The 23,916-nt window shown below is 28.9% G+C and carries 17 protein-coding genes and 2 tRNA genes; 14 read left to right on the top strand and 5 right to left on the bottom strand.

The genetic code is table 11. From position 1 onward, the window contains the following. The first annotated feature begins 71 nt into the window (after nt 1–71). The 3 genes from gltB to CNEONATNEC86_RS16420 all read left to right on the top strand — a co-directional run bounded on the left by gltB (nt 72) and on the right by CNEONATNEC86_RS16420 (nt 6,649). Entirely contained in the window at nt 72–4,652 is a 4,581-nt protein-coding gene (gene gltB, locus CNEONATNEC86_RS16430; RefSeq protein ID WP_125150141.1) for a glutamate synthase large subunit, read from the top strand. Nucleotides 4,653–4,667: 15 nt separating this feature from the next. Continuing rightward, nucleotides 4,668–6,140: a glutamate synthase subunit beta gene (locus CNEONATNEC86_RS16425; protein WP_125150142.1), complete on the top strand. Its 1,473-nt coding sequence runs from the start codon at nt 4,668–4,670 to the stop codon at nt 6,138–6,140. A 215-nt stretch (nt 6,141–6,355) separates the two neighbouring features. After that, nucleotides 6,356–6,649: a hypothetical protein gene (locus CNEONATNEC86_RS16420; protein ID WP_058296237.1), complete on the top strand. Its 294-nt coding sequence runs from the start codon at nt 6,356–6,358 to the stop codon at nt 6,647–6,649. A 109-nt stretch (nt 6,650–6,758) separates the two neighbouring features. On the opposite strand, the gene CNEONATNEC86_RS16415 is transcribed toward CNEONATNEC86_RS16420, so the two are convergent. Continuing rightward, a protein-coding gene (locus tag CNEONATNEC86_RS16415; RefSeq protein WP_230132317.1) for an IS3 family transposase occupies nt 6,759–8,182 on the bottom strand; the annotation gives its coding sequence in 2 pieces (ribosomal slippage) (nt 6,759–7,693 and nt 7,693–8,182; 1,425 coding nt in all). 262 nt (nt 8,183–8,444) lie between these two features. On the opposite strand from CNEONATNEC86_RS16415, the gene CNEONATNEC86_RS16410 reads away from it, so the two are divergent. Both CNEONATNEC86_RS16410 and CNEONATNEC86_RS16405 read left to right on the top strand, forming a co-directional pair. Beyond that, complete coding sequence (locus CNEONATNEC86_RS16410) at nt 8,445–8,861, top strand: GNAT family N-acetyltransferase (protein WP_058296236.1); 417 nt, start codon at nt 8,445–8,447, stop codon at nt 8,859–8,861. Nucleotides 8,862–9,067: 206 nt separating this feature from the next. Beyond that, entirely contained in the window at nt 9,068–10,276 is a 1,209-nt protein-coding gene (locus tag CNEONATNEC86_RS16405) for an NADP-dependent isocitrate dehydrogenase (protein WP_125150143.1), read from the top strand. Between the two features lie 665 nt (nt 10,277–10,941). Here the strand turns inward: CNEONATNEC86_RS16405 and CNEONATNEC86_RS16400 are convergent. Together CNEONATNEC86_RS16400 and CNEONATNEC86_RS21855 are read right to left on the bottom strand one after the other, a co-directional pair. Beyond that, nucleotides 10,942–11,238 (bottom strand): hypothetical protein, encoded by a 297-nt coding sequence (locus CNEONATNEC86_RS16400; RefSeq protein ID WP_125150144.1) that lies wholly within the window; start codon nt 11,236–11,238, stop codon nt 10,942–10,944. A gap of 18 nt (nt 11,239–11,256) precedes the next feature. Beyond that, a complete protein-coding gene (locus tag CNEONATNEC86_RS21855; protein ID WP_276508233.1) occupies nt 11,257–11,379 on the bottom strand; it encodes a hypothetical protein in 123 nt (40 codons plus the stop codon). 134 nt (nt 11,380–11,513) lie between these two features. On the opposite strand from CNEONATNEC86_RS21855, the gene CNEONATNEC86_RS16395 reads away from it, so the two are divergent. Together CNEONATNEC86_RS16395 and CNEONATNEC86_RS16390 are read left to right on the top strand one after the other, a co-directional pair. Continuing rightward, nucleotides 11,514–11,588 (top strand) — tRNA-Gln (locus CNEONATNEC86_RS16395). Between the two features lie 416 nt (nt 11,589–12,004). Further along, entirely contained in the window at nt 12,005–12,472 is a 468-nt protein-coding gene (locus tag CNEONATNEC86_RS16390; protein ID WP_125150145.1) for a DUF3284 domain-containing protein, read from the top strand. A gap of 72 nt (nt 12,473–12,544) precedes the next feature. Here CNEONATNEC86_RS16390 and CNEONATNEC86_RS16385 read toward each other — a convergent pair whose 3' ends face one another. After that, nucleotides 12,545–13,774 carry an aminopeptidase gene (locus CNEONATNEC86_RS16385; RefSeq protein WP_058296232.1) on the bottom strand — a complete coding sequence of 410 codons (1,230 nt, stop codon included), beginning with the start codon at nt 13,772–13,774 and terminating at the stop codon, nt 12,545–12,547. Between the two features lie 349 nt (nt 13,775–14,123). Here CNEONATNEC86_RS16385 and polA point away from each other — a divergent pair, with 349 nt between their 5' ends. From polA to CNEONATNEC86_RS16365, 4 genes are all read left to right on the top strand, one after another. Beyond that, a complete protein-coding gene (polA, locus tag CNEONATNEC86_RS16380) occupies nt 14,124–16,727 on the top strand; it encodes a DNA polymerase I (protein ID WP_159136420.1) in 2,604 nt (867 codons plus the stop codon). Nucleotides 16,728–16,854: 127 nt separating this feature from the next. After that, nucleotides 16,855–17,454 (top strand): dephospho-CoA kinase, encoded by a 600-nt coding sequence (coaE, locus tag CNEONATNEC86_RS16375; protein WP_058296230.1) that lies wholly within the window; start codon nt 16,855–16,857, stop codon nt 17,452–17,454. Nucleotides 17,455–17,467: 13 nt separating this feature from the next. After that, complete coding sequence (locus CNEONATNEC86_RS16370; protein ID WP_058296229.1) at nt 17,468–18,097, top strand: lytic transglycosylase domain-containing protein; 630 nt, start codon at nt 17,468–17,470, stop codon at nt 18,095–18,097. 146 nt (nt 18,098–18,243) lie between these two features. Beyond that, a tRNA-Leu gene (locus tag CNEONATNEC86_RS16365) sits at nt 18,244–18,329 on the top strand. A 259-nt stretch (nt 18,330–18,588) separates the two neighbouring features. On the opposite strand, the gene CNEONATNEC86_RS16360 is transcribed toward CNEONATNEC86_RS16365, so the two are convergent. Continuing rightward, nucleotides 18,589–19,434 carry a Cof-type HAD-IIB family hydrolase gene (locus CNEONATNEC86_RS16360; protein WP_159136419.1) on the bottom strand — a complete coding sequence of 282 codons (846 nt, stop codon included), beginning with the start codon at nt 19,432–19,434 and terminating at the stop codon, nt 18,589–18,591. 379 nt (nt 19,435–19,813) lie between these two features. On the opposite strand from CNEONATNEC86_RS16360, the gene CNEONATNEC86_RS16355 reads away from it, so the two are divergent. The 3 genes from CNEONATNEC86_RS16355 to CNEONATNEC86_RS16345 all read left to right on the top strand — a co-directional run bounded on the left by CNEONATNEC86_RS16355 (nt 19,814) and on the right by CNEONATNEC86_RS16345 (nt 23,896). Then, complete coding sequence (locus tag CNEONATNEC86_RS16355) at nt 19,814–21,532, top strand: ABC transporter ATP-binding protein (RefSeq protein WP_159136418.1); 1,719 nt, start codon at nt 19,814–19,816, stop codon at nt 21,530–21,532. Beyond that, nucleotides 21,522–23,270, top strand: coding sequence for an ABC transporter ATP-binding protein (locus tag CNEONATNEC86_RS16350; protein ID WP_159136417.1), 1,749 nt, complete (start codon nt 21,522–21,524; stop codon nt 23,268–23,270). The genes CNEONATNEC86_RS16355 and CNEONATNEC86_RS16350 overlap by 11 nt, the downstream gene beginning before the upstream one ends. 116 nt (nt 23,271–23,386) lie before the next feature. Further along, nucleotides 23,387–23,896, top strand: a complete 510-nt coding sequence (locus CNEONATNEC86_RS16345) for a TspO/MBR family protein (RefSeq protein WP_058296225.1) — start codon at nt 23,387–23,389, stop codon at nt 23,894–23,896. Nucleotides 23,897–23,916 lie beyond the last annotated feature (20 nt).

Here is a 23,916-nt window from a genome sequence, read left to right as displayed (position 1 = left end):
TTTATCAATAAGGATATTATTACTCGTATTGTTTGCTTTACCAATACATACTATTTCAAGGAGGAATTTTAATGGAAAATAATAATCCTATAAAACAAGGACTATATGATCCATGTTTTGAGCATGATGCGTGTGGAATAGGTACGATAGTAAATATTGATGGTGAAAAGTCTCATGAGGTACTATCAGACTGTTTAACTATACTTGAGAAATTAGAGCACAGAGGTGGTACTGGAGCTGATGAAAGAACAGGTGATGGTGCTGGAGTATTATTTAATATACCTCATAATTTCTTTAAAGAGGAATTAAAATCAAAAGGCATAACACTTGAGCACGAAGGGGATTATGCTGTTGCTATGGTATTTTTACCACAAGAGAAGAAAGCAAGAGAAGAAGCAATACATCTTTTTGAAGATATTACAAAGGAAGAAGGATTAGAATTAATAGGATGGAGAGAAGTCCCAACTAATCCATCAATACTTGGTAAAGCATCTCTTGAAGCTATGCCTTATTTCATGCAGGCATTTGTTAAGAGACCAAACTCAGTAAAACGAGGAATAGCATTTGAAAGAAAGTTATACATTGTTAGAAGAAATATTGAAAAGAGAGCTGGATGGATAAGTAAGTTCTTAAATGAAACTTTCTATATAGCATCTTTTTCAAGCAAGACAATTGTGTATAAAGGAATGCTTTTATCAACTCAACTTAGAGTATTCTATAAAGATTTAGAGGATGAAAGAGTAACTACATCTTTAGCATTAGTACACTCAAGATATAGTACTAATACATTCCCAAGCTGGGAAAGAGCACATCCAAATAGATTTATGATCCATAATGGAGAAATAAATACATTAAGAGGAAATGTTAATAAGGTTTATTCTAGAGAAACAAATCTTAAATCAAGAGTTCTTGGTAAAGATTTAATAAGAGTATTGCCTATAATAAATAAAGAAGGTTCAGATTCTGCAATCTTTGATAATAACTTAGAATTTTTATATATGAATGGTATGGATCTAACAAGAGCTGTTATGATGGCTATTCCAGAGCCGTGGTATAAGAGCAGAACTATGAGCAAAGAAAAGAAAGCTTTTTATGAATACAATGCGACACTAATGGAGCCATGGGATGGTCCAGCATCTATAGTATTTACAGATGGAGAAAAAGTTGGTGCAGTTTTAGATAGAAATGGTTTAAGACCATCAAGATATTATATAACTAAAGACAGAAGATTAGTTCTTTCATCAGAAGTTGGGGCATTAGATATACCAGCAGAAATGGTTGAAAAGAAAGATAGATTAATGCCAGGTAGAATGCTTCTTGTTGATACAGTTAAAAAAGAAGTTATAAGTGATGAAGAATTAAAGCATACATATGCAACTCAACATCCATATGAAGAATGGTTAAAAGAAAATTTAGTAACATTAGATAAGATAAAAGATGCTAATAAATTTAAGATCGAATATGATAGTGAAACAAGAGACAGACTTGAAAAAGCATTTGGATATACTTATGAAGAAGTAAAAACAACAATGCTTCCAATGGCTGAAACAGGTGCAGAACCACTAGCAGCAATGGGAGTTGATACTCCAGTTGCAGTATTATCAAAACAAGCTCAGCCATTATTTAATTATTTTAAGCAATTATTTGCACAAGTAACTAATCCGCCAATAGATGCAATTAGAGAAGAAATAGTTACAGCATCTAATGTTTATATAGGGCCAGAAGGAAATATATTAGAAGATAAATCTATAAACTGTGAATTATTAAAGATTGATAACCCAATCATTAATAATGATGAATTAGCTAAGATAAAATCATTAAATCAAGGAAATTTAAGAACAAAAGTTATTGATATTGTATTTGATAAAGGAACTTCTCTTGAGGACGCTTTAGATAATATGTTTGAAAAAGCTCAAGAAGCCTATGAAAATGGATATACAATATTAGTATTATCAGATAGAAGTGTATCTGCTGATAAGATAGCAATACCTTCATTATTAGCTGTTTCAGCTATGCATCAATATTTAGTACAAAAAGGAACAAGAACTTCTGTTGGATTGGTTATTGAAAGTGGAGAACCAAGAGAAGTACATCATTTTGCAACTTTAATTGGTTTTGGTGCTGCAGCAGTTAACCCATATATGGCTTATGAAGCTATAAGAGGATTAAGAGAAGAAGGATTACTTGAATTAGATTATGATACGGCAGTTTATAATTACAATAAAGCTGTTCTTAAGGGAATTACAAAGATACTTTCTAAGATGGGAATTTCAACAATTCAATCTTATATGGGAGCTCAAATCTTTGAAGCTATAGGTATAGGTAAAGACGTAATTGACAGATACTTTACTAATACAGTAAGTAGAATTGGCGGAATTGGTCTTGAAGAAATACAAAAAGAATCTGAAATTAAACATGAAAATGGATTTAAAGATAAGACTTATGCAGCTGACTTCATATTAGATTCACCTGGATATGAAAAATTAAGATCTGGTGATGGTATTCAAGAACAACATTTATATAATCCAACTACAATTCATAAACTACAAGAAGCTACAAGGACAGGTAATTATGAATTATTTAAGGAATATACTAACTTAATAGATGATGAAGAAGCTGAAATAACTTTAAGAGGTCTTTTAGATTTCAATTATTCATCTAAGGCAGTTCCAATAGAAGAAGTTGAGCCAGTAGAAGAAATAGTTAAGAGATTTAAGACAGGAGCTATGTCTTATGGATCGATTTCTAAAGAAGCTCATGAAGCTTTAGCTATTGCAATGAATAGAATTGGCGGTAAGTCAAATACTGGTGAAGGCGGAGAAGATCCAGACAGATGGGTACCAGATGCAAATGGAGATAGTAGAAGATCTTCAATAAAGCAAGTAGCATCAGGAAGATTTGGTGTAACATCTGAATACTTGGTAAATGCAGATGAACTTCAAATTAAGCTTGCACAAGGTGCAAAACCAGGTGAAGGTGGTCAATTACCAGGAACTAAGGTTTATCCATGGATAGCTAAGACTAGACATTCAACTACTGGAGTAGGTTTAATATCACCACCACCACATCATGATATTTATTCAATAGAAGATTTAGCACAATTAATCTATGATTTAAAGAATTCAAATACTGGAGCTAGAGTTTCTGTTAAATTAGTTTCTGAATGTGGAGTTGGTACTGTAGCAGCTGGCGTTGCTAAAGGTGGAGCTGAAGTTATATTAATTTCAGGTTATGATGGAGGTACAGGTGCATCACCTAAAAACTCTATTAAAAATGCAGGTCTTCCTTGGGAATTAGGTCTTGCTGAAGCACATCAAACACTTTTACTTAATGATTTAAGAGAAAGAGTTAGAGTTGAAGTTGATGGTAAGCTTATGTCAGGAAGAGACGTTGCTGTAGCTGCACTTCTTGGAGCAGAAGAATTTGGATTTGCAACTGCACCACTTGTAACTTTAGGTTGCGTAATGATGAGAGTATGTAACTTAGATACATGTCCTGTTGGTGTTGCAACTCAAAATGAAGAATTAAGAAAAAGATTTAAGGGTAAGCCAGAATATGTAGTTAATTTCATGTATTTTATAGCACAAGAATTAAGAGAAATCATGGCTAAGCTTGGATTTAGAAAAATAGATGAAATGGTAGGTAGAGTAGATAGATTAAAACAAAAAGAAAACATACATAGCTGGAAAGCTAAAAATGTTGATTTAAGTTCTGTACTTTATACTCCAGAAAAATATAAAGGTAAAGTTATTAAATTTGATTCTCATAAGAAGTATGACTTTAAGCTTGAAAAAGTATTAGATGAAAAAGTATTTTTGGATAAATGTAAAAATGCTATAGAAAATGGAGAAAAGACAAGATTTGAAATAGATATAACTAATACTGATAGATCACTTGGAACAATTCTTGGATCAGAAATAACAAGAGTTAATGGTGGAAAAGGTCTACCAGAAGATACTATTTCAATAAAATGTAATGGGGCTGCCGGGCAAAGCTTTGGAGCATTTATACCTAAGGGATTGACTTTGGAAGTTGAAGGAGATGCAAATGACTACTTTGGTAAGGGATTATCAGGCGGTAAACTTATTGTATATCCTCCAAAGAAATCAACGTTTATTGCAGAAGATAACATCGCAGTAGGTAATGTTGCTTTATATGGTGCAACTTCTGGTAAAGTCTTTATAAATGGTATAGCAGGAGAAAGATTCTGTGTAAGAAATTCTGGAGTAACAGCGGTGGTTGAAGGTGTAGGAGCTCATGGATGCGAGTATATGACTGGTGGTAAGGTTGTAGTGCTTGGATCGACTGGAATTAACTTTGCAGCTGGTATGAGTGGTGGAATAGCATATCTTTATGTTGAAGATGTGGACTATAAAATCAACTTAAATGAAGAAATGATATTAATTGAAGAATTAAATATTGAAGAAGAACAAGAATTAAAAGACTTAATAACAGAGCACGTTGAATTAACACGTTCTCCTAAAGCTAATAAAATTTTATATAATTTTGAAACAGAAAAATCTAAATTTGTTAAGATAATTCCTAAGGATTATAAGAAAGTTTTAGAAACTGTTGAGAAGTATATAAATCTTGGATGCACTGAAGATGAAGCAGAAATAAAAGCATTCCAAGAAATGAAAAAAGGAAGATAGGAGGACGAAAAAGTTATGGGTAAGCCAACTGGATTTTTAGAATATGAAAGAGAAGTAGGTAAAAATAGAGAACCAAAAGAAAGAATTAAAGATTATAATGAATTTCATTTAAGACTTCCTTCAGAAAAGCAATGTATTCAAGGTGCAAGATGTATGGATTGTGGAGTACCATTCTGCCAATCAGGAGATACATTTTCAGGTATGGTGTCAGGATGTCCTCTTCATAATTTAATACCTGAATGGAATGATTTAGTATATAGAAATAAGTTTGATTTAGCTTATTATAGATTAATAAAGACAAATCCATTTCCAGAGTTTACTGGAAGAGTATGCCCAGCTCCGTGTGAAGCTGGATGTACAGCAGGATTAAATGGTCCGGCTGTTTCAATAAAAGAAAATGAAAGAGCAATAATAGATATTGCCTTTGAAAATGGAATTGTTGAGGCAAATCCACCTGTAAAAAGAACAGGAAAAACAGTTGCAGTTATAGGATCAGGTCCAGCAGGACTTGCCGCTGCTTATGAATTAAATGCATGTGGGCATAAAGTTACAGTATTTGAAAGAAGTGATAGGCCAGGCGGATTATTAATGTATGGAATTCCTAACATGAAGCTTGATAAACAAGTAATACTTAGAAGAATTCAAATAATGGCTGAAAGCGGAATTAAATTTGTTACAAATGCAAATATCGGTGAAAACTATGATGCAAATGAAATTTTGGATAATTTTGATGCAGTAGTTTTAGCAACAGGTGCATCTAAGCCAAGAGATCTTGCTGTAGAAGGGAGAGAAAATACTAAAGGAATTCACTTTGCAGTAGATTTCTTAAAAGCAAATACAAAGAGTCTTTTAGATTCAAACCATGAAGATGGAAATTATATTTCTGCAAAAGATAAAGATGTAATAATCATAGGTGGTGGTGATACAGGTACTGACTGTGTAGCTACAGCACTTAGACATGGATGCAAGTCAGTTGTTCAATTTGAAATAATGGCTGAACCACCAAAGGAAAGAACAGAAAATAATCCATGGCCAGAGTGGCCTAAGATTCTTAAAGTGGATTATGGCCAAGAAGAATTCATAGATATTTATGGAAGAGATCCAAGAGAATATTTAACTACAGTTACTAAAGTAAACAGTGATAAAGATGGAAATCTTGAAAGTGTTGAAACTGTTAATGTTGAATGGAAGAAAGATGAAAATGGAAGATTTGGTTCGATTCCAGTCAAAGGATCTGAAAAAACATGGAAATCAGATATGCTATTACTAGCAATGGGATTTGTGGGCTCAGAAGAATATTTAAAAGATGCATTCAGTGTTGAATCTGATGTAAGAAGTAATATCAAAGCTGAATATGGTAAATTCTCAACAAATATGCATAAAATATTTGCAACAGGAGATGCTAGACGAGGTCAATCATTAGTTGTAACAGCCATAAATGAAGGGCTTGCAGCAGCAAAGGCAGTTAATTCATTTTTAAGAAAATAGCATAAAATTATTCTTATAAATTAAGAATAAAAGATTTAAAATATTTTAAATCTAAGTCAAGAGATATATCAAATTTAAAAAATCGATTTGATATGTCTCTTTTTTTATTATAATTTTATGAAATTGACAATTTTGGAATATAATTTTTATCATTGTCTAATATTGAACTATAGAGTATAATTGAATAGAAATAAAAAAGTATAGAGGTTAGTTTTATGAATATGGATTTTACAAGATTAATATATATTATTGTAACAACATGTATAATATTTTTAGTTGGAGTGTTATTTATACGTCTTCTTCCATGGCTCATATTAGCTGGAGTGATACTTTATATTATTTTTAAAATTAAATCTTTTATTAGATATAAAAAAATAGAAAAACAAAAAAACACAATGAATACAGATACATCAAATAATTATAATAATGTAAATACATATACTCCTAGTGATGATGATTATACAGGAGAAATCATAGATGTAGATTATGAAGAAACAGATGATAAGTAATAAACTGAATATTTGAATATAATAAAAGAAGGTATATTAAAATTAATGAGGTGACCCCAAAAAGTTAGACTTTTTAAGCGTAGCAGTTTTAATGGCTGCTACGCTATTTTTATGCAGCCAAGAGGTTGAGCCTGTATTCTACGGGACTCATCCATCCTAGTTTCTCTTTAATTCTTTGTTCATTGTAGTACTTGATGTATTGTTCTATTGCCTCTTTGAGTTCATCATAACTGTAGTAAACAACGCCGTAGTACATTTCCTGTTTCATTATTCCAAAGAAGTTCTCCATTACTGAATTGTCATGGCAGTTGCCCTTTCGGGACATACTTTGAAAAATTCGATTTTCTTTAAGAGTGTGTACATAAGCTTTCATTTGGTAAGCCCAACCTTGATCAGAATGAAAAGTTCTTCTGTATGGACAATCAGCTGTGATTTCAATTGCCTGGTTTAGTGCTCCCATGATATTGGCCGCTGACGGATGTTGAGATATTCCATAGCTTAAGATTTCTCTATTACACATATCCATGAATGGATCTAAGTATAGTTTCTTTATTATCATTCGTCCCTTATCATCAACCTCATAATACTTAAACTCAGTAGTATCTGTTGTGATTTTCTGATGAGGAATCTGTGTGTCAAAACGTCTATGAATTCTGTTAGGAGCAACCTTTCCAACTTTACCCTTGTATGAACTATACTTACGACTCTTTCTTGTAAAGGAAGTCACCTGAAGATTAAGCTTTTGCATAATTCTCTGAACTTTCTTTTTATTTATAAGTATTCCTTGTTTACGTAGTGCTCCGTATACACGTCGATAACCCCAATCTTTATTAATACTACGTATTTCAAGGATCTTTTCTTCTAGTTCTTTATTAGGATTTTCTCTATTAAATCGCTTTTGCCAATACATGTATGTCGCTTTTGGAAAGCCTACAACTGCGAGAATATCTTTTAATTTGAATTCTCCTCGGAGGCTGTGGATGATTCTCGCTGTTTTTTCAGAAGAGCTTCCTCCTCTAAACGCAGCCTCCTCAGTTCTTTTAAATATGCGTTCTCAATTTTGAGCTTGAGCAATTCATCTTCAAGCTGTTTTACATGTTCAGCAGTAGTGTCAACTGAAACAATTTCGGCGGATTCTGTTTTACTAGACAATTTATTTGATGATTCCAACGATATCTTTCGTCCCTTCTTCTTCGGCCGCAAAGCATCAGGACCAGCAATTCTAAAATCATTTACCCACTTAACTATTTGCGTTGGATTATGTATCCTTTCTTGAAGGGCTAACTCCTGATATGAGACCTCACTTGTTAGATATAATTCTACTACATGAAGTTTATATTCGAAAGTAAAAGATTCATTTTTTCTTGAACGCATCAACGCTTCATCGCCTAATGTACGGTAATTATCAACCCATAATTTAACCTTGCTTGGAGAAGGAATACCAAACTCTTTCGCAAGAAATTTATAACCACCTTTACCATCCAAATACGCTTGAACAACTTCTTTTTTGAATTCATAACTATATTTTGCCAAAAAACCGACCTCCAAATCATTAGATTTTTGGTCTAACTTTTTGGGGTCGGTTCATAATTAATAATTTTAATATACCTTCTCTTTTCTCATAAAAGAAAATTAAATCTGCAAATATAATTATTATTTGACATATTTTAATCAATGCCCTAATATATGTTATATATATGTATAATAATTTAAAAAAATGAATAATTATTCAAGAAGAATTAGGAAAGTATAATATTTATATTAATTTAGAAATATATTTTAGGGGGAATTAAAATTGAACATAGAATTAACTTCAAATGATTTAACTATAGCTGAATTTTCCAAATTAAGAAGTTCAGTAAATTTATCAAGTTTATTAGAGGAACAAATATATAAAGCTTTAAGCAACAGTTTATATACTGTTTGTGCAAGGCATAATGAAGAAGCAGTTGGAATGGGAAGACTTGTTGGTGATGGAGCATATGTATATTATCTTCAGAACATAAATGTTGATCCTAAGTATCAAGGTAAAGGAATAGGACGAATGATTATAGATAATTTAATAAAGTATATAGAGGAAAATAAAATACCTGATACATCAGTTATGATTCTTTTAATGTCATCAAAAGGTTCAGAAGAATTTTATGAGAAGTTTGGATTTAGAAGAAGACCTAATGATAATGAAGGGTGTGGAATGATTATGAATTTATAATAAAATATAAAAAAACAAGATATTTAGGTGAATTTTTTATATATTTAAAAATAATTTATTATTACATTTATAACTAATAAAATAAAGATATAAATTGATAAAAATATAACAATATTGTATAATTAAAAATAGAAAAAATACTAAGATAATTCATATATATCTAGGATATGAAGGGTTAGTATAAAAATCGAAGGGGGCTAATTTAAATGGAGAAAATTAAGATGTCAACACCATTAGTTGAAATGGATGGAGACGAAATGACTAGAGTAATTTGGAGCATGATTAAAGACGAACTTTTAAATCCTTTTATAGAATTAAATACAGAATATTATGATTTAGGATTAAAATATAGAGATGAAACAAATGATCAAGTTACTGTAGATGCTGCTAATGCAATAAAGAAGTACAAGGTGGGAGTTAAATGTGCAACAATAACTCCAAATGCAGCAAGAGTTAAAGAGTATGATTTAAAAGAAATGTATAAGAGTCCAAATGGAACTATAAGAGCTATATTAGATGGTACAGTATTTAGAGCACCAATTATAGTTGAACCAGTTAAGCCTTATGTTAGAAGTTGGAAAAAACCAATAACAATAGCTAGACATGCTTATGGAGATATCTATAAAGATGTTGAAATGAAAATTGAGGGAAAAGGCAAATGTGAGTTAGTATTTACAGGCGAAGATGGTACAGAACAAAGAGAATTAATACATAATTTTAATGGTAATGGCGTTGTAATGGGAATGCATAATCTTAATAAATCTATTGAAAGTTTTGCAAGAAGCTGTTTTAATTTTGGACTTGATACAAAACAAGATGTTTGGTTTGCAACTAAAGATACGATTTCTAAGAAATATGACCATACATTTAAAGATATCTTTCAAGAGATATTTGATGCAGAATATAAGGAAAAATTTGATGCAGCAGGTATAGAATATTTCTACACATTAATAGATGATGTTGTTGCAAGAGTTGTAAAATCAGAAGGCGGAATGATTTGGGCTTGTAAAAACTATGATGGGGATGTTATGAGCGACATGGTTGCAACTGCATTTGGCTCACTTGCAATGATGACTTCAGTACTTGTTTCACCAGAAGGAAATTATGAATATGAAGCTGCACATGGAACAGTTCAAAGGCATTACTATAAGCACTTAAAAGGTGAAGAAACTTCAACAAATTCAATAGCAACAATATTTGCATGGAGTGGAGCTTTAAGAAAAAGAGGAGAATTAGATAATAATGATGCGTTAGTAAACTTTTCAGACAAGCTAGAAAAAGCATCAATAAAGACAATAGAAGATGGTATAATGACTAAGGATTTAGCATTGATTGCTGTTCATGATAATATTACTACTGTAAATACATTTGATTTTATAAAAGAAATAAGAAAAACATTAGAAGCTATGCTATAAAATAAATATTGGACGTACTGAGTTTAGAGTGAATAACCGAAATAAAGATTTTATGTGATGCTCGCTTGCTACAAAAATGAAGCTAAGAATTCAAACATGCAGACTTGCATCCACAAATGTTTGCTCCAATGTAAAATTGGACAAACAATTGTGGAACAAGTCTACATGAAGAATTCTAAAGCTTAATTTTTGAATGCAAGACACCGCACACATAAAATCTTTATTTCTTTGTTTCATCTAAATTCAGAGTATCAGCATTATTGTTGATATACATAAATACATTTTTAAATTAAGGAATTGTTATTTATAGATGTTAAAGATTTAAAAAGTTAGTATTTTATCGTTTTTTTAAATGCATAAATATCAGAGTATAAACTCTTACTAATTTGCTTATTTTATTCAGATTAAGATAATTTTTGTAAGCAACTTAATAATTAATATACATTGATTAAAAATAATAATCATAACTAAAATAAATTTGGTATCTATGATTTTAGAGAAAAACAAAGAAATTCAATATATGATAGGCGTAGTATTGTATTAAGAATTTTTACTTCAAATTTTCTTACAATCGAGCCTATCATATATTGAATTTCGGCTGTTATCCACTAAACTATGATTCTACATCCTATATGTATTTGGAAAGGTAAATTTATAATTCGATTTTAAAGATTGAGTTCTTTTAAAAGAAGAGTAAGTCGTATGTCTTCATTTTCTTGAATTGGATCACTTGTATTATATAAATAATGCTGAAGAACATCAGCATCTTTTAGAAGTTCATCATATATACCATCTATAACATCTTTATCACTATGATGATATACTGCTGAACAAATAACATCTATTTCTTCTTTTGTAAAACAATTTAATTCTGTAAGTATTTTATGAGCATCAATTGAACCAAGCTTTCCATGATTTATAGATGTCATGAAGCATTCCACAAATGGAGCATATTTCAACATTTAGATTACGTCTTTTGGCTAAAATTGTACACATAGTTGAAACATCATATAAATGAACAAATCCACTAAGTTTTTTCTTAAGTCTTCTTGATTCATTATGATTTTATCAACATATTCACGTATTTTTTCTAAACGATTCATTACACAACATCCTATCCTGTCAATAATACTGAAACTAACTTTATATAACTATTTTATCATTATTTTAACAATTAATAATAAATATTGTTGAAATTATTCTATAAATTATGTAAAATAGTATTGTTAGCAAATAATACCGTGTAGTTCAATGGCAGAACGGCAGTCTCTGGAACTGCATGTTGTAAGTTCGAATCTTACCACGGTAGCCATAATAAAACACGAGGATTAAAAAACATTAAATCCTCGTGTTTTAATTTTTCTATATTTAATTATAGAAAGTAAAATATCCTAATAAATAAGATATTTTTGAATTACTATTAAAAATACGGAAGTTTAAGAAAATGGTTAATTACTTAAATTATTAAGAGATAATAGTAATTTATATATCCTATATATAATCAGTATATTTTTATAATATATGATTACACTTTGGATTATTATATATTATTATCATAATTATAAATTTTATGCATGCTAAATGGTGAATTATTAAGAAATAGACTTTTTAAAATCAATAATATATAATGAGAGTATAATTTAATTATGCTTAAAATAAGAAATTATTAATATAATTTGGGTAAGAAAATTACATCAAACTTTATTGTTTAGTTTTAGGAGGAGAATTATGAAAGCGTCTGCAAGTTTGAATTATAAAGTGGAAGAAGTTTTTAAAGTATTTATTAAAGCAGCAAAAAGAGATTTTAAAGATTTTAACAAAGAAGATCCAATAGGCTGTAAGATAGTAAAAAAAATATATTCCGGCTCTAGACCTATGGAATGTACTGTAGAGATAACAGATTATGAAGAAAATGCTAAATATGAAATTACAACAACATATGGAGATGTTTCATGTAAGTCTACATATTCATTTATTCAAAAAAGCGATGGAATTACTTTAATAAACTTTGAAGAAGATCAAGGTACTAAAGGGCTCTTCTCATCAGGTACATTATGGCTTCAAAGAATTATGGCAAAGAAACAATTTAAAATTAGATTTAACGGACTTATAGAAGAGCTGAGTAATCAATTAAAAACATATACTGATAATGTTAAGAAAAGTACTAAAGAGTCTGAAGAAATACAAGATAACTAGAAAAAGCAATATATTTAGATATATAAAAGGACATCTTTTTGTGAAAGATGTCCTTTATATAATAGAAAAATACTAAATAGCCCAATTACCATCTCTGAATATTTGAATTTCAGTTCCATCCTTTTTAACACCAGTAATATTAGTATCACTAGTTCCTATCATAAAATCTACATGAGTTATAGAACTATTAGCTTTAGCTTTAAGTAAGTCTTCCTTACTCATATTTTCACCATTTTTTATACATGATGGGTAAGATGAACCAAATGCTAAATGACATGAGGCATTTTCATCATATAATGTGTTATAAAAAATGATATTAGAATTTGAAATAGGAGAATCAAAAGGAACTAAAGCAACTTCACCTAAGTATTTAGAATTTTCATCACTATTTATTAGCTCTTTTAATATTTCTAAACCAGTTTCAGCGTTGCAATCTACAGCAGCACCATCTTTAAATGTAACGGAAAAATTATTTATAAGGTTACCCATATAGCTTAAAGGTTTTGAACTATATACTATTCCATTAACTCCATCTAATTTTGGTGTTGTATACACTTCTTCAGTAGGCATATTAGCAATAAAGTTTACTCCAGATTCAGTTTTATCTTCACCGCCACACCAAACATGATTATTTACAAGTTCGATTTTTAAATCAGTACCTAAAGAATTTGTAAAGTGTAGATAATCAAAGTCAAATTCGTTTAATTTTGATACTTTTTCATGAAGAGTTTTAACATGTTTATCCCAAGCATTAACAGGATTATCTTCTGTAATTCTCATAACATTAAAAATAGCATCCCATAATTTTTCTACTGCTTCTTCAGATGGAATAGAACTAAAAACTTTTGTTGCCCAGCCTTCAGTAGGTATAGATACTATGCACCATGAATTTTTATTTCCGGTACAAGCCTCGTGATATTTTTTTAATGCTTCTCGTCTGCTTTTTTGTGCTGAAGATATCTTTTCTGGTTCAATGCCTTGCAAGATATTAGGGTCAGCAGCAGAAATACTTAAAAATGCTGCACCTTTATCAACGTAGTAATCATACTTATCACGTTCAAATTCTGGAGTAAAGGAAAGTACTTCTTTAGTTGAATTCATAAATCTTATTCTATTGAATTTTTCATCACTATAATTAATAACTACATCAGAAGCACCATATTTATAAGCTTCATCAGCAATCATTCTTGCAAATTCTGAACAATCAATTGGACTGTTTATAACTAATAGCTGATCCTTTTGGATATTTACGCCTTTTTTTACTGCTAATTTTGCATATTTTAATAATAAGTTATTATACATTTTTTCACCTCGCTAATAATTATTTAAGTATAGTATGATTATGTCACTATTTTATATATATATCAAATAGATTAGAATTAATTTTAATAAGATATAAGAAATATTAAAATTATTATAGAAAATTCGTAGTTATTTCATGAGTTTTTAGAAAAGAATTTTTTCAAATTAAATAGGCAATAATAAGAAATATATATTGAATTTGTTTTAATTTATGTACTTTAGGTTGTACAATATAGTATAATTATTTATAAATATATTTTTGTATGTATTATAGTAGGGGGAGTGATATATCTCACTACTAAATTTATTTGAATATAGAAATTTAATTATAAATAAACGGAGGATTTTAATGAAAAGATTATTAATATTAGATTCAAACTCACTTATGAATAGGGCATTTTTTGCCTTACCTCCTCTTACAAATAGTGACGGAATAAATACTAATGCCATTTATGGTTTTATGAATATGTTGTTTAAAATGAAAGATGAAATAAATCCAGATAGTATAATAGCTACTTTTGACTTGAAAGCTCCTACTTTTAGACATAAAGAATATGCAGATTATAAAGCAGGAAGAAAAAAGATGGCACCAGAGCTTTATGAACAGTTCCCAATAATTAAAGATATACTTAAACTTATGGGAATAAAAATATTTGAAATAGAAGGCTTTGAAGCAGACGATTTAATAGGTACTGTATCAAAATTTGCTGAGGAAAATGGAATAGAAGTGTTCATAGTTACAGGAGACAAGGATGCACTTCAACTTGCTTCAACAAGTACAAAAGTTGTAATAACCAAAAAAGGAGTTACAGAAACAGCAATATATGATGAAAAAACATTTATAGATGAATTTGAAGTTACTCCAAGTCAATTTATTGATGTTAAAGGACTTATGGGAGATAAATCTGATAATATTCCAGGGGTTCCTGGTGTTGGAGAAAAAACTGCATTTAAGCTTATAAAAGATTATGGATCAATTGAAGAAGTGTTAAGAAATATAGATAGCATTTCTGGCAAAAAGTTAAAAGAAAATTTGGAAAATAATACTGAGCAAGCAATATTTTCTAAGAAATTAGCTACTATAATTAGAGATGTTCCAATAGAGTTAAAAATAGAAGACATAGATTCCATGGATGAGGAAAACATTCCAGAACTTAAGAAAAAGCTTATGAAGCTTGAAATGAAATCAATATTATCTAAGTTTAAAAGCGATGATGAAACAGATGAATGTAAAGCAGAAGTAAAGAATATAGATAATATTAAAGAAATGAAAGAAGTTCTTTTAGAAGTTAAAGATAGAATTTATATAGATTATATATTAAAGGATGCAACTACGTATTCTAAAATAGAATTAGAAAATCTATTTTTAGGAGAAGATAATCATGGTATTGTAATAGATTTTAAGAAAATAGCAGATGAAAATCATGAAGAAGCATTAGCTGTTTTAAAAGAATGCATGGAAAATGAAAGTATAAAAAAGACAATACATGATGGAAAAAATCTAGTTACATTTTTAAGAAAGAATAATATTAATATAAAGGGATTTGATTTTGATACAGCTATTGCTGCATATTTAATTGATTCATCTAAAAGTAATTATGATATAAAAGAATTAGTTAACATTTATATTGGAGATAATCCAAGTGGTGAAGGTATTAATTTTAAAGGTGCACTTTCAAGTTATATTCCAAATATATATAATGAGTTAAAAGAGAGATTACACAAAGAGGACATGGATGAACTTTATTACACTATTGAGCATCCTTTGATATTTGTGCTTTCATCAATGGAGAGTATAGGATTTAACATAAATGCAGACATGTTAGATGAGCTTCAAGTTAAATTTAAAAAGGAAATAGAAGAAACACAAGCAGAAATATATAAGTTGGCAGATGAAGAATTTAATGTAAGTTCTCCAAAACAGCTTGGAAAAATACTGTTTGAGAAATTGGATCTGCCTGTAATAAAGAAAACTAAAACCGGCTATTCAACAAATCAAGAAGTATTAGAAAAACTTATGGATAAGCATGAAATAATACCTAAAATAATGTATTATAGACAAATAACAAAGATAAATTCAACCTATGTTGAAGGCCTAAAGAATGTAATTGATGAAGATGGACGTATTCATTCAAACTTTAACCAAACTGTAACAACAACAGGTAGGCTATCAAGTACTGAGCCAAATCTTCAAAATATTCCTGTAAGACATGAAATGGGAAAAGAGATAAGAAAGGTATTTATACCATTTGAAAAAGATGATATTTTAGTTTCAGGAGATTATTCTCAAATAGAACTTAGAGTCCTTGCTCACATTGCAGGTGATGAAAATATGATAGATGCTTTTAAACATCATAGTGATATTCATACTAAGACTGCATCAGAAGTATTTAAAGTACCAGTAGAGGAAGTTACATCTCTTATGAGAAGTAGAGCAAAGGCAGTAAACTTCGGTATAGTTTATGGAATAAGTGGATTTAGTTTGGCACAAGATTTAAAAATATCTAAAAAAGAAGCAGAAGAATACATGGAAATTTATTTTGACAGATATCCTAAAATCAAAGACTATTTAGAAAAAGTAGTTGAAGATGCTAAAAAAACAGGTTATGTGTTGACTATTTTGAATAGAAGAAGATTTATACCAGAAATTAAATCTTCTAATAAGATAGTTAAGGCTTTAGGAGACAGATTAGCCATGAATGCACCTATTCAAGGAAGTGCAGCTGATATAATAAAGCTTGCAATGGTGAATGTTTATAAAAAATTAAATGAAAAGAATTTAAAAAGTAAATTAATACTTCAAGTTCATGATGAACTTATATTAAATGTTAAGAAGGATGAGTTTGAAGAAGTTAAAGCTCTTTTAATAGATGAAATGGAAAATGCAATTAAGCTTCATGTTGATTTAGATGTGGATGTTAATAGTGGTTCTACATGGTATGATGCAAAGTAATAATGGAGTTTATAAAATAAGTTGTTGTCAATTGAAAAGAAAAAGATAAATTTAAGTAGTAAGTTTATCATAAACTGTAAATTGTCAAATGTTAACTGTCAACTTAAAAAGTAAGGTGGGTTATAAAGTGATTAAAGTTGGTTTAACAGGTGGAATAGGTAGTGGGAAGAGTACGGTTTCCGCTATTTTAAAGAATAATAAATTTAAAATAATAGATGCAGATAATATTGCAAAAGAAGTTCTTGAAAAAAATCCACAGATTTTAGATACGGTTAGAGTGGAATTTGGAGCAGGATTTTTTGATTGGAGAGGTGAATTTAGGAGAAAAGAATTTGGAAATCATATTTTTAGATTTCCAAAGCAAAGAGTTAAGTACGAACAGATAATTATGCCATATATTAAAAAATATATTGAAGAGGAATTAGAGGATTATAGAAAGAAAAAAGAAAAAATAGTTATCTTAGATGCGCCTACTTTAATAGAAAATAAAATGCATGAAGAAATGGATTATGTTATTTTAGTTTGTGCAGATAACTCAGTTCAAATAAGAAGGGTCATGGAAAGAGATAAATTAAGTAAAGTAGAAGCAGTAAGCAGAATAAATTCACAAATGTCTATGGAAGAAAAAAAAGAGTATGCTAATATACTTATAGATAACAATGGCGATTTAGAAAACACTAAGAAACAGGTAGATGACTTAATGAAATTTTTGAAATTAGTATGTTAGATGGGAGAAAAAAATGAAGTTCCTAAAGAAAATTTTTTGGCTTGTAGTAATTTTATTGGTAGTTGCATTAGGGGCTAGATATGTTATAAAAGAGAAAGCTTTCCCATACAAATATCCTGAATATGTTAATACTTATAGTGAAAAATATGATTTAGATCCTCTTTTTGTATTATCTGTAATGAAAACTGAAAGTAACTTTAAAGAAGATGCTCATTCTCATAAAGATGCGGTTGGTTTAATGCAGATAACAGGGGATACTGGTGAATGGATAGCTGGTGAAATGGGGCTAACAGGATTTTCAAAAGATGACTTATATAATGAAGAAGTAAATATACAAATGGGATGTTGGTATCTAAGAAGACTTTTAGATATGTTTAATGGGAATAGAGATTTAGCAGTAGCCGCATATAACGCAGGCCCAACTAATGTTAGTAATTGGCTTGAAAATGAAGAATATTCATTGAATGGAGAATCACTTCACTATATACCTTTTGGAGAAACTAAAAAGTATATTGATAAGGTAAATGTATATTACAATATTTATGACTTTTTTTATAATGAAAGAGGAAATATTTTAGATATAAATAGAATCATTAATTTATTTAAACAGGTAATAAATGTTCATATTTCATATTTTATGTGATTATAGAGGTGTATTTTTAATATACCTCTATTCATTTTGAATCAATCATATATTTAAGATAATGATATTTGTATAGCTCTTATATGAGATAAGAAATAAATTTTATTGACAAAATAAATATAAATGGGTATTATAAAGAAAGATAAGCAGACGTGGTGGAATTGGCAGACACGCAGGTCTAAGGAGCCTGTGTCTTCAAGACATACGGGTTCAAGTCCCGTCGTCTGCACCAAGAATAATCAAAACAGGATATCTCAATATCATACAATATTGAGATATCCTGTTTTGATATATTACAATTCATTAATTGAACTTTTGAATTTGATGGAAGTGCTTATCTAGCTTTTATATCACAAGTTTCTATAGAAACTTGTTCCATTGAGGATAAAAGAACGAATATAGTAGTGCTAAAACTACAGTTATATAAAATATACATAATTTAAATTATTAATAGGATTATTGTACATAAACTAGAGGTGAGAAATATATATCTAGATTAGACCATGTTTTTTAAAACTATTATAAATTCCACCTTCATCATGTGTGTCTGTGATTTCGCCTGCAATATCTTTTAAACCTTGCTTAGCATTTCCCATAGCAATACCTAATTCACAATAATTGAACATTTCTATATCATTTAAACCATCACCAAAAGCAATAGTTTGGCTTTTATCTATATTTAAATGATTAAGTAGTTCTTCAATGGCTGTTGCTTTATGTACACCAGGAACACCTAATTCTCCACTATCTTCTCCAAACATAGGTACAGTACAGTGGATAATTTCAAATTCATTTTCAAATTCTTTTTTTATTTCATTGAAAGAAATATTTTCAGGTTCTAAGAAACATGCTTTATTAACATCATCTCTATAAAGATCTTCACCAATAATTAAAGCATTGATAAAATGATCAGGATCATTTTCCTTTCTGTATATTGCTTCAGGATCATTTTCTACATCACCATAGATACATCTTTCAAGTTGAGGAATAAGATTTTTGCTGGCATATAGTCCACCATTAGATTCAATATAGAAGTTAACATTATTCTTATTAAAAAAATCTACCAAATGTTTTACATTTTCAGAAGAAACTTTTTTATGAAACAGCATTTCGCCTTCAACTTCAACAAATCCACCACCAGCGCCTATTATTCCATCAAATCCTATATCCATAATAAAATCATATATTTCAGCTTTTGACCTGCCTGTACATAAATAAACTAAATGTCCATTTTTTCTAGCCTTTTTTACTGCTATAGCAGCAGATTCAGGAACTAATCCCTTATCGTTACACAAAGTTCCATCAACATCTAAAAAGATTATTTTTTTATCCAACATAAAATACCTCGCTTCTTTAAATATAAGAAATTGTTAATAAAAATATACCATGATATTTGTGTAAATTAAACACAAGTATCTTCATTTGTAACAATAAATTGATTTTGTTATTTGTATTTTTATGAAACGAAGTGTTTTATTTATTTTTTGAAAGGATTAAATATATTTTTTGCAATTACTTTTCTACATTTTGTATGCTGGTATTTACTTAGCCTATAAACATTTTAAATGAGGTTTTATTATTGCAACATATATATATTAAAAATAAAGTAAGTTAATTTTTAATTTTAAAATTAAGAATACTAGTGGGGTCTATTGAATAGATAAACAGTCAAATAGTATAATAACTATGAAAGAATAAGAAAGGTATATAAAAGTAATGAAGGGAATTTTAAAATATATAAAGCCATACATTTTACAGATGGTTTTAGGTCTTATAATCAAATTTACAGGAACTATAATGGATTTATGCCTGCCTTGGATATTAGCATATATGATTGATGATATTATTCCCCAAAATAATGTGAATTTAATATTCATATATGGTGTTATTATGGTGATATGCTCAATTATTGCAGTAACTAATAATATAATTGCAAATCGTATGGCATCAAGAGTAGCTAGAGATGTTACTAGAGAAATACGTCATGATTTATTTGTAAAGATATCTTATTTTTCAAACACACAAATAGATAAATATACAATTCCATCATTGATATCTAGAATGACGAGTGATACATATAACATTCAAAGGCTGATTGGAGTTATGCAGAGACTTGGTGTTCGTGCACCAATATTATTAATTGGAGGAGTAATAGTTACCCTTACATTGGAGCCTGTATTATCCTTAGTTTTAATTGCTACATTACCTTTTGTAGGAATTATGGTTTATTATGTTTCAAAAAAAGGAGTCCCTTATTATAGTGAATTTCAAATGTATGTAGATAAGCTTGTGAGAATAGTGAGAGAAAATATAATTGGAATAAGAGTAATAAAGGCTTTATCTAAAACAGAATATGAAAAATCAAGATTTGAAAAAATAAATAAAGATACTTCAGATAAAGAGAAAAAAGCAAGTATAGTAATGGGCATTAGCAGTCCAATGATGAATTTAATACTTAATCTTGGATTGTCAATTGTAATTATTGTAGGAGCTTTTAGAGTAAATTCAGGAACTACTGAACCAGGAAAGATAGTAGCATTTTTAACATACTTTACTATTATTTTAAATGCTATGCTTTCTATTACAAGGATGTTTGTTCTTTATTCTAAAGGAAGTGCATCAGCTATGCGTATTAGTGAAGTGCTTGAAGAAGATGAGGATATAGTAATAAAGAATGAGGATTATATTGAAAGTAAATATCACATAGAATTTAATAATGTTTCTTTTTCTTATAATAAAGATGTTAATGCTATAAGCAATATTAATTTTAAGCTAAAAAGGGGAGAGACATTAGGCATAATTGGAGCAACAGGTAGTGGAAAGTCGACAATAATTAAGTTACTCATGAAGTTTTATGAAGTAGATGAAGGTAAAATAAGAATAAATGGATATGGCATAAATGGAGTAGACAAAAATGAACTTCATAAGAAATTTGGAGTAGCTTTTCAAAATGATATGATATTTGAAAATACTATATATGAAAATATAAAATTTGGCAGAGATTTAAGAAAAGAAGATATTTTTAGGGCTGCTGAGTATGCACAGGCTAAAGAGTTTATAGAAAATTTAAGAGAAAAATATAATGAACATTTAACAAGTAAAGGAAGTAACTTAAGTGGAGGACAAAAACAAAGAGTATTGATCTCAAGGGCTCTGGCAAAAAAGCCAGAAATTTTAATATTAGATGATTCTTCAAGTGCATTGGATTATAAAACAGATTCATTTTTAAGAAAAGCAATAAATGATAATTTTAAAGATACAACAACAATTATAGTTGCTCAAAGAATAAGTTCCATTAAGAATGCAGATAAAATTATTGTCTTGGAAGAGGGGAAAATTATTGGATATGGAAACCATGATGAACTGATAAAAGATTGTTATGTATATAAAGAAATAAGCGATTCTCAAATGGGAGGTGATATTGGTGAAAACTAACACAATAAAAAAATATACACTTATACGTTTGGGAAAATATTTATATGAATATAAGTTATTATTATTTACTGCAATATTTTTAACTATAGTAAGTAATTTATTTTCACTTGTAGGTCCATTATTGTCAGGATATGCAATAGATTACATACAATTTGGAATAGGAAAAGTAGAATTTCAAAAAGTGTTTTTTTATGTTTTTCTAATGATATTATTTTACATATTGTCATCAATTTTATCATATATATTATCTATTTTAATGATTTCATTAACACAAAAAATAGTTTTTAAAATGAGAAAAGATGTATTTGAGAAAATAGAACAACTGCCAATAAGTTATTTTGATAATCATAAAACTGGAGATATAATAAGCAGGATTTCCTATGATATAGACACAATTAATGCTTCACTGTCAACTGATCTAATTCAAATAGCAACAAGCTTTATAACTGTAGTTGGGTCATTTATAATGATGTGTACAATATCAAGGTCACTTGTGCTTATATTTGTTATTACTATACCTGTATCATTATTATTTAGTAAGTTTATGTCACAAAAAGTTAAGCCGTTATATAAAAAAAGATCTGATGCATCAGGTAATTTAAATGGGTTTGTTGAAGAAATGATAACAGGGCAAAATACAATAAAAGCATATAATCAAGAAGAAAGAGTAATAGATGAATTTAATAAAATAAATGAAGAAGCGGTAAGTTCATACTATAATTCAGATTATTATGGTAGTATGATGGGACCATCAATTAATTTTATAAATAATATATCATTATCATTAGTGAGTGTTTTTGGTGCAATACTATACTTGTTTAAGGAGATTAGTCTTGGAAATATATCTGCCTTTGTATTATATTCAAGGAAATTTTCAGGGCCAATAAATGAAGCGGCAAATATTATGAGTGAAATACAGTCAGTTTTAGCTGCAGCAGAAAGAGTATTTAACCTTCTTGATGAAGAGATAGAAAAAGAAGATATAATTGGTGCTAAGGTACTAGATGAAGTAGACGGAAATGTTAAGCTGGATAATGTTTCATTTGGATATGATCCAAACAAAAAAATAATTGATAACTTAAATTTAGATATAAAGAAGGGAAGTCTTGTTGCTATAGTTGGACCTACTGGAGCTGGTAAGACAACTATTATAAATTTACTGATGAGGTTTTATGATATATATAGTGGTGATATTTATATTGATAATAATAAAATTAATGAAGTGACAAGAAGCAGCTTAAGGAAATCTTACTCTATGGTTCTTCAGGATACATGGTTATTTAGTGGAACTATTTTTGAAAATATAGCTTATGGAAAAAAAGATGCAACTATAGATGAAGTAATAGAAGCAGCAAAAGCAGCTAAAATACATTCATATATAATGCAGCTTCCTAATAAATATGACACAGTGATAAATGAAGATGGAATGAATATATCAAAAGGTCAAAAGCAATTATTAACAATTGCAAGAGCCATGCTTTTAGATTCTAAAATGCTTATACTGGATGAAGCAACATCAAATGTAGATACAAGAACAGAAATTCAAATTCAAGAGGCAATGAAAAATTTAATGAAAGAAAAAACATGTTTTGTTATAGCACATAGGTTATCAACAATAAGAAATGCAGATTTAATATTGGTTATTAAAGATGGAAAGATAGTTGAGCAAGGCAATCATAGAGAACTTATGAATTTAAATGAGTTTTATGCTGAGCTTTATAATTCGCAATTTCAATAGATTTAAATAAGGATAAAATAAGATTTATAGCGATAAAAAATACATAATTAAATTTACTTTAACATATTAATATATTAATGATAGTCTGTTAATTTAAAATATGTTAAGGAGTAATTATGAGAAGTGAAATTGAAAGAAAAAAGAAACCTAAAATATTAAAATTAATAATGTCTATAATATTTCCATTACTTATAGGAAGTATACCAATACTACTTATACCTAATATGCAATCTATATATGAAAGCTTAAAAAAGCCTTTTTTTGCACCACCAGCCTATGTATTCCCAATAGTATGGACAATTCTTTACATACTTATGGGAATAGCTTCATATATGGTTTATATAAAGAAATATGATGATGTAGATATAGACGTATCGTCAGCTTTATTTGTATATGTTATACAGTTATTATTGAATTTGTTTTGGACATTTATTTTCTTTGGTTTTAGACTTTATGGATTAGCGTTCTTAGAACTTGTAATATTATTTTTATTTGTAATTTTAACATCAGTAAGATTTTATAAAAAAGCAGGTTTAAAACCATTTTTATTACTTGTACCATATATTTTATGGCTTGTTTATGCAGGCGTATTGAACTTTTTTATATGGATGCTTAATGAAATGTAGAGTATAATATAAGTAGCTTT

The sequence above is a fragment of the Clostridium neonatale genome (genome assembly GCF_900465025.1).
Classification (GTDB): domain Bacteria; phylum Bacillota; class Clostridia; order Clostridiales; family Clostridiaceae; genus Clostridium; species Clostridium neonatale.
Note: the sequence above shows the minus strand (reverse complement) of the source record. Positions and strands in the feature narration are given on the sequence as shown.

Bases quoted from the DNA above. Each gene is read 5' to 3' on its own strand.
- CNEONATNEC86_RS16400 (WP_125150144.1), bottom strand. From the start codon at position 11,238: ATGTTGAAATATGCTCCATTTGTGGAATGCTTCATGACATCTATAAAT.
- CNEONATNEC86_RS16345 (WP_058296225.1), top strand. From the start codon at position 23,387: ATGAGAAGTGAAATTGAAAGAAAAAAGAAACCTAAAATATTAAAATTA.
- CNEONATNEC86_RS16355 (WP_159136418.1), top strand. From the start codon at position 19,814: ATGAAGGGAATTTTAAAATATATAAAGCCATACATTTTACAGATGGTT.
- CNEONATNEC86_RS16370 (WP_058296229.1), top strand. From the start codon at position 17,468: ATGAAGTTCCTAAAGAAAATTTTTTGGCTTGTAGTAATTTTATTGGTA.
- CNEONATNEC86_RS16360 (WP_159136419.1), bottom strand. From the start codon at position 19,434: ATGTTGGATAAAAAAATAATCTTTTTAGATGTTGATGGAACTTTGTGT.
- CNEONATNEC86_RS21855 (WP_276508233.1), bottom strand. From the start codon at position 11,379: ATGAATCGTTTAGAAAAAATACGTGAATATGTTGATAAAATCATAATG.
- CNEONATNEC86_RS16425 (WP_125150142.1), top strand. From the start codon at position 4,668: ATGGGTAAGCCAACTGGATTTTTAGAATATGAAAGAGAAGTAGGTAAA.
- CNEONATNEC86_RS16405 (WP_125150143.1), top strand. From the start codon at position 9,068: ATGGAGAAAATTAAGATGTCAACACCATTAGTTGAAATGGATGGAGAC.
- CNEONATNEC86_RS16385 (WP_058296232.1), bottom strand. From the start codon at position 13,774: ATGTATAATAACTTATTATTAAAATATGCAAAATTAGCAGTAAAAAAA.
- CNEONATNEC86_RS16390 (WP_125150145.1), top strand. From the start codon at position 12,005: ATGAAAGCGTCTGCAAGTTTGAATTATAAAGTGGAAGAAGTTTTTAAA.
- CNEONATNEC86_RS16420 (WP_058296237.1), top strand. From the start codon at position 6,356: ATGAATATGGATTTTACAAGATTAATATATATTATTGTAACAACATGT.
- polA (WP_159136420.1), top strand. From the start codon at position 14,124: ATGAAAAGATTATTAATATTAGATTCAAACTCACTTATGAATAGGGCA.
- gltB (WP_125150141.1), top strand. From the start codon at position 72: ATGGAAAATAATAATCCTATAAAACAAGGACTATATGATCCATGTTTT.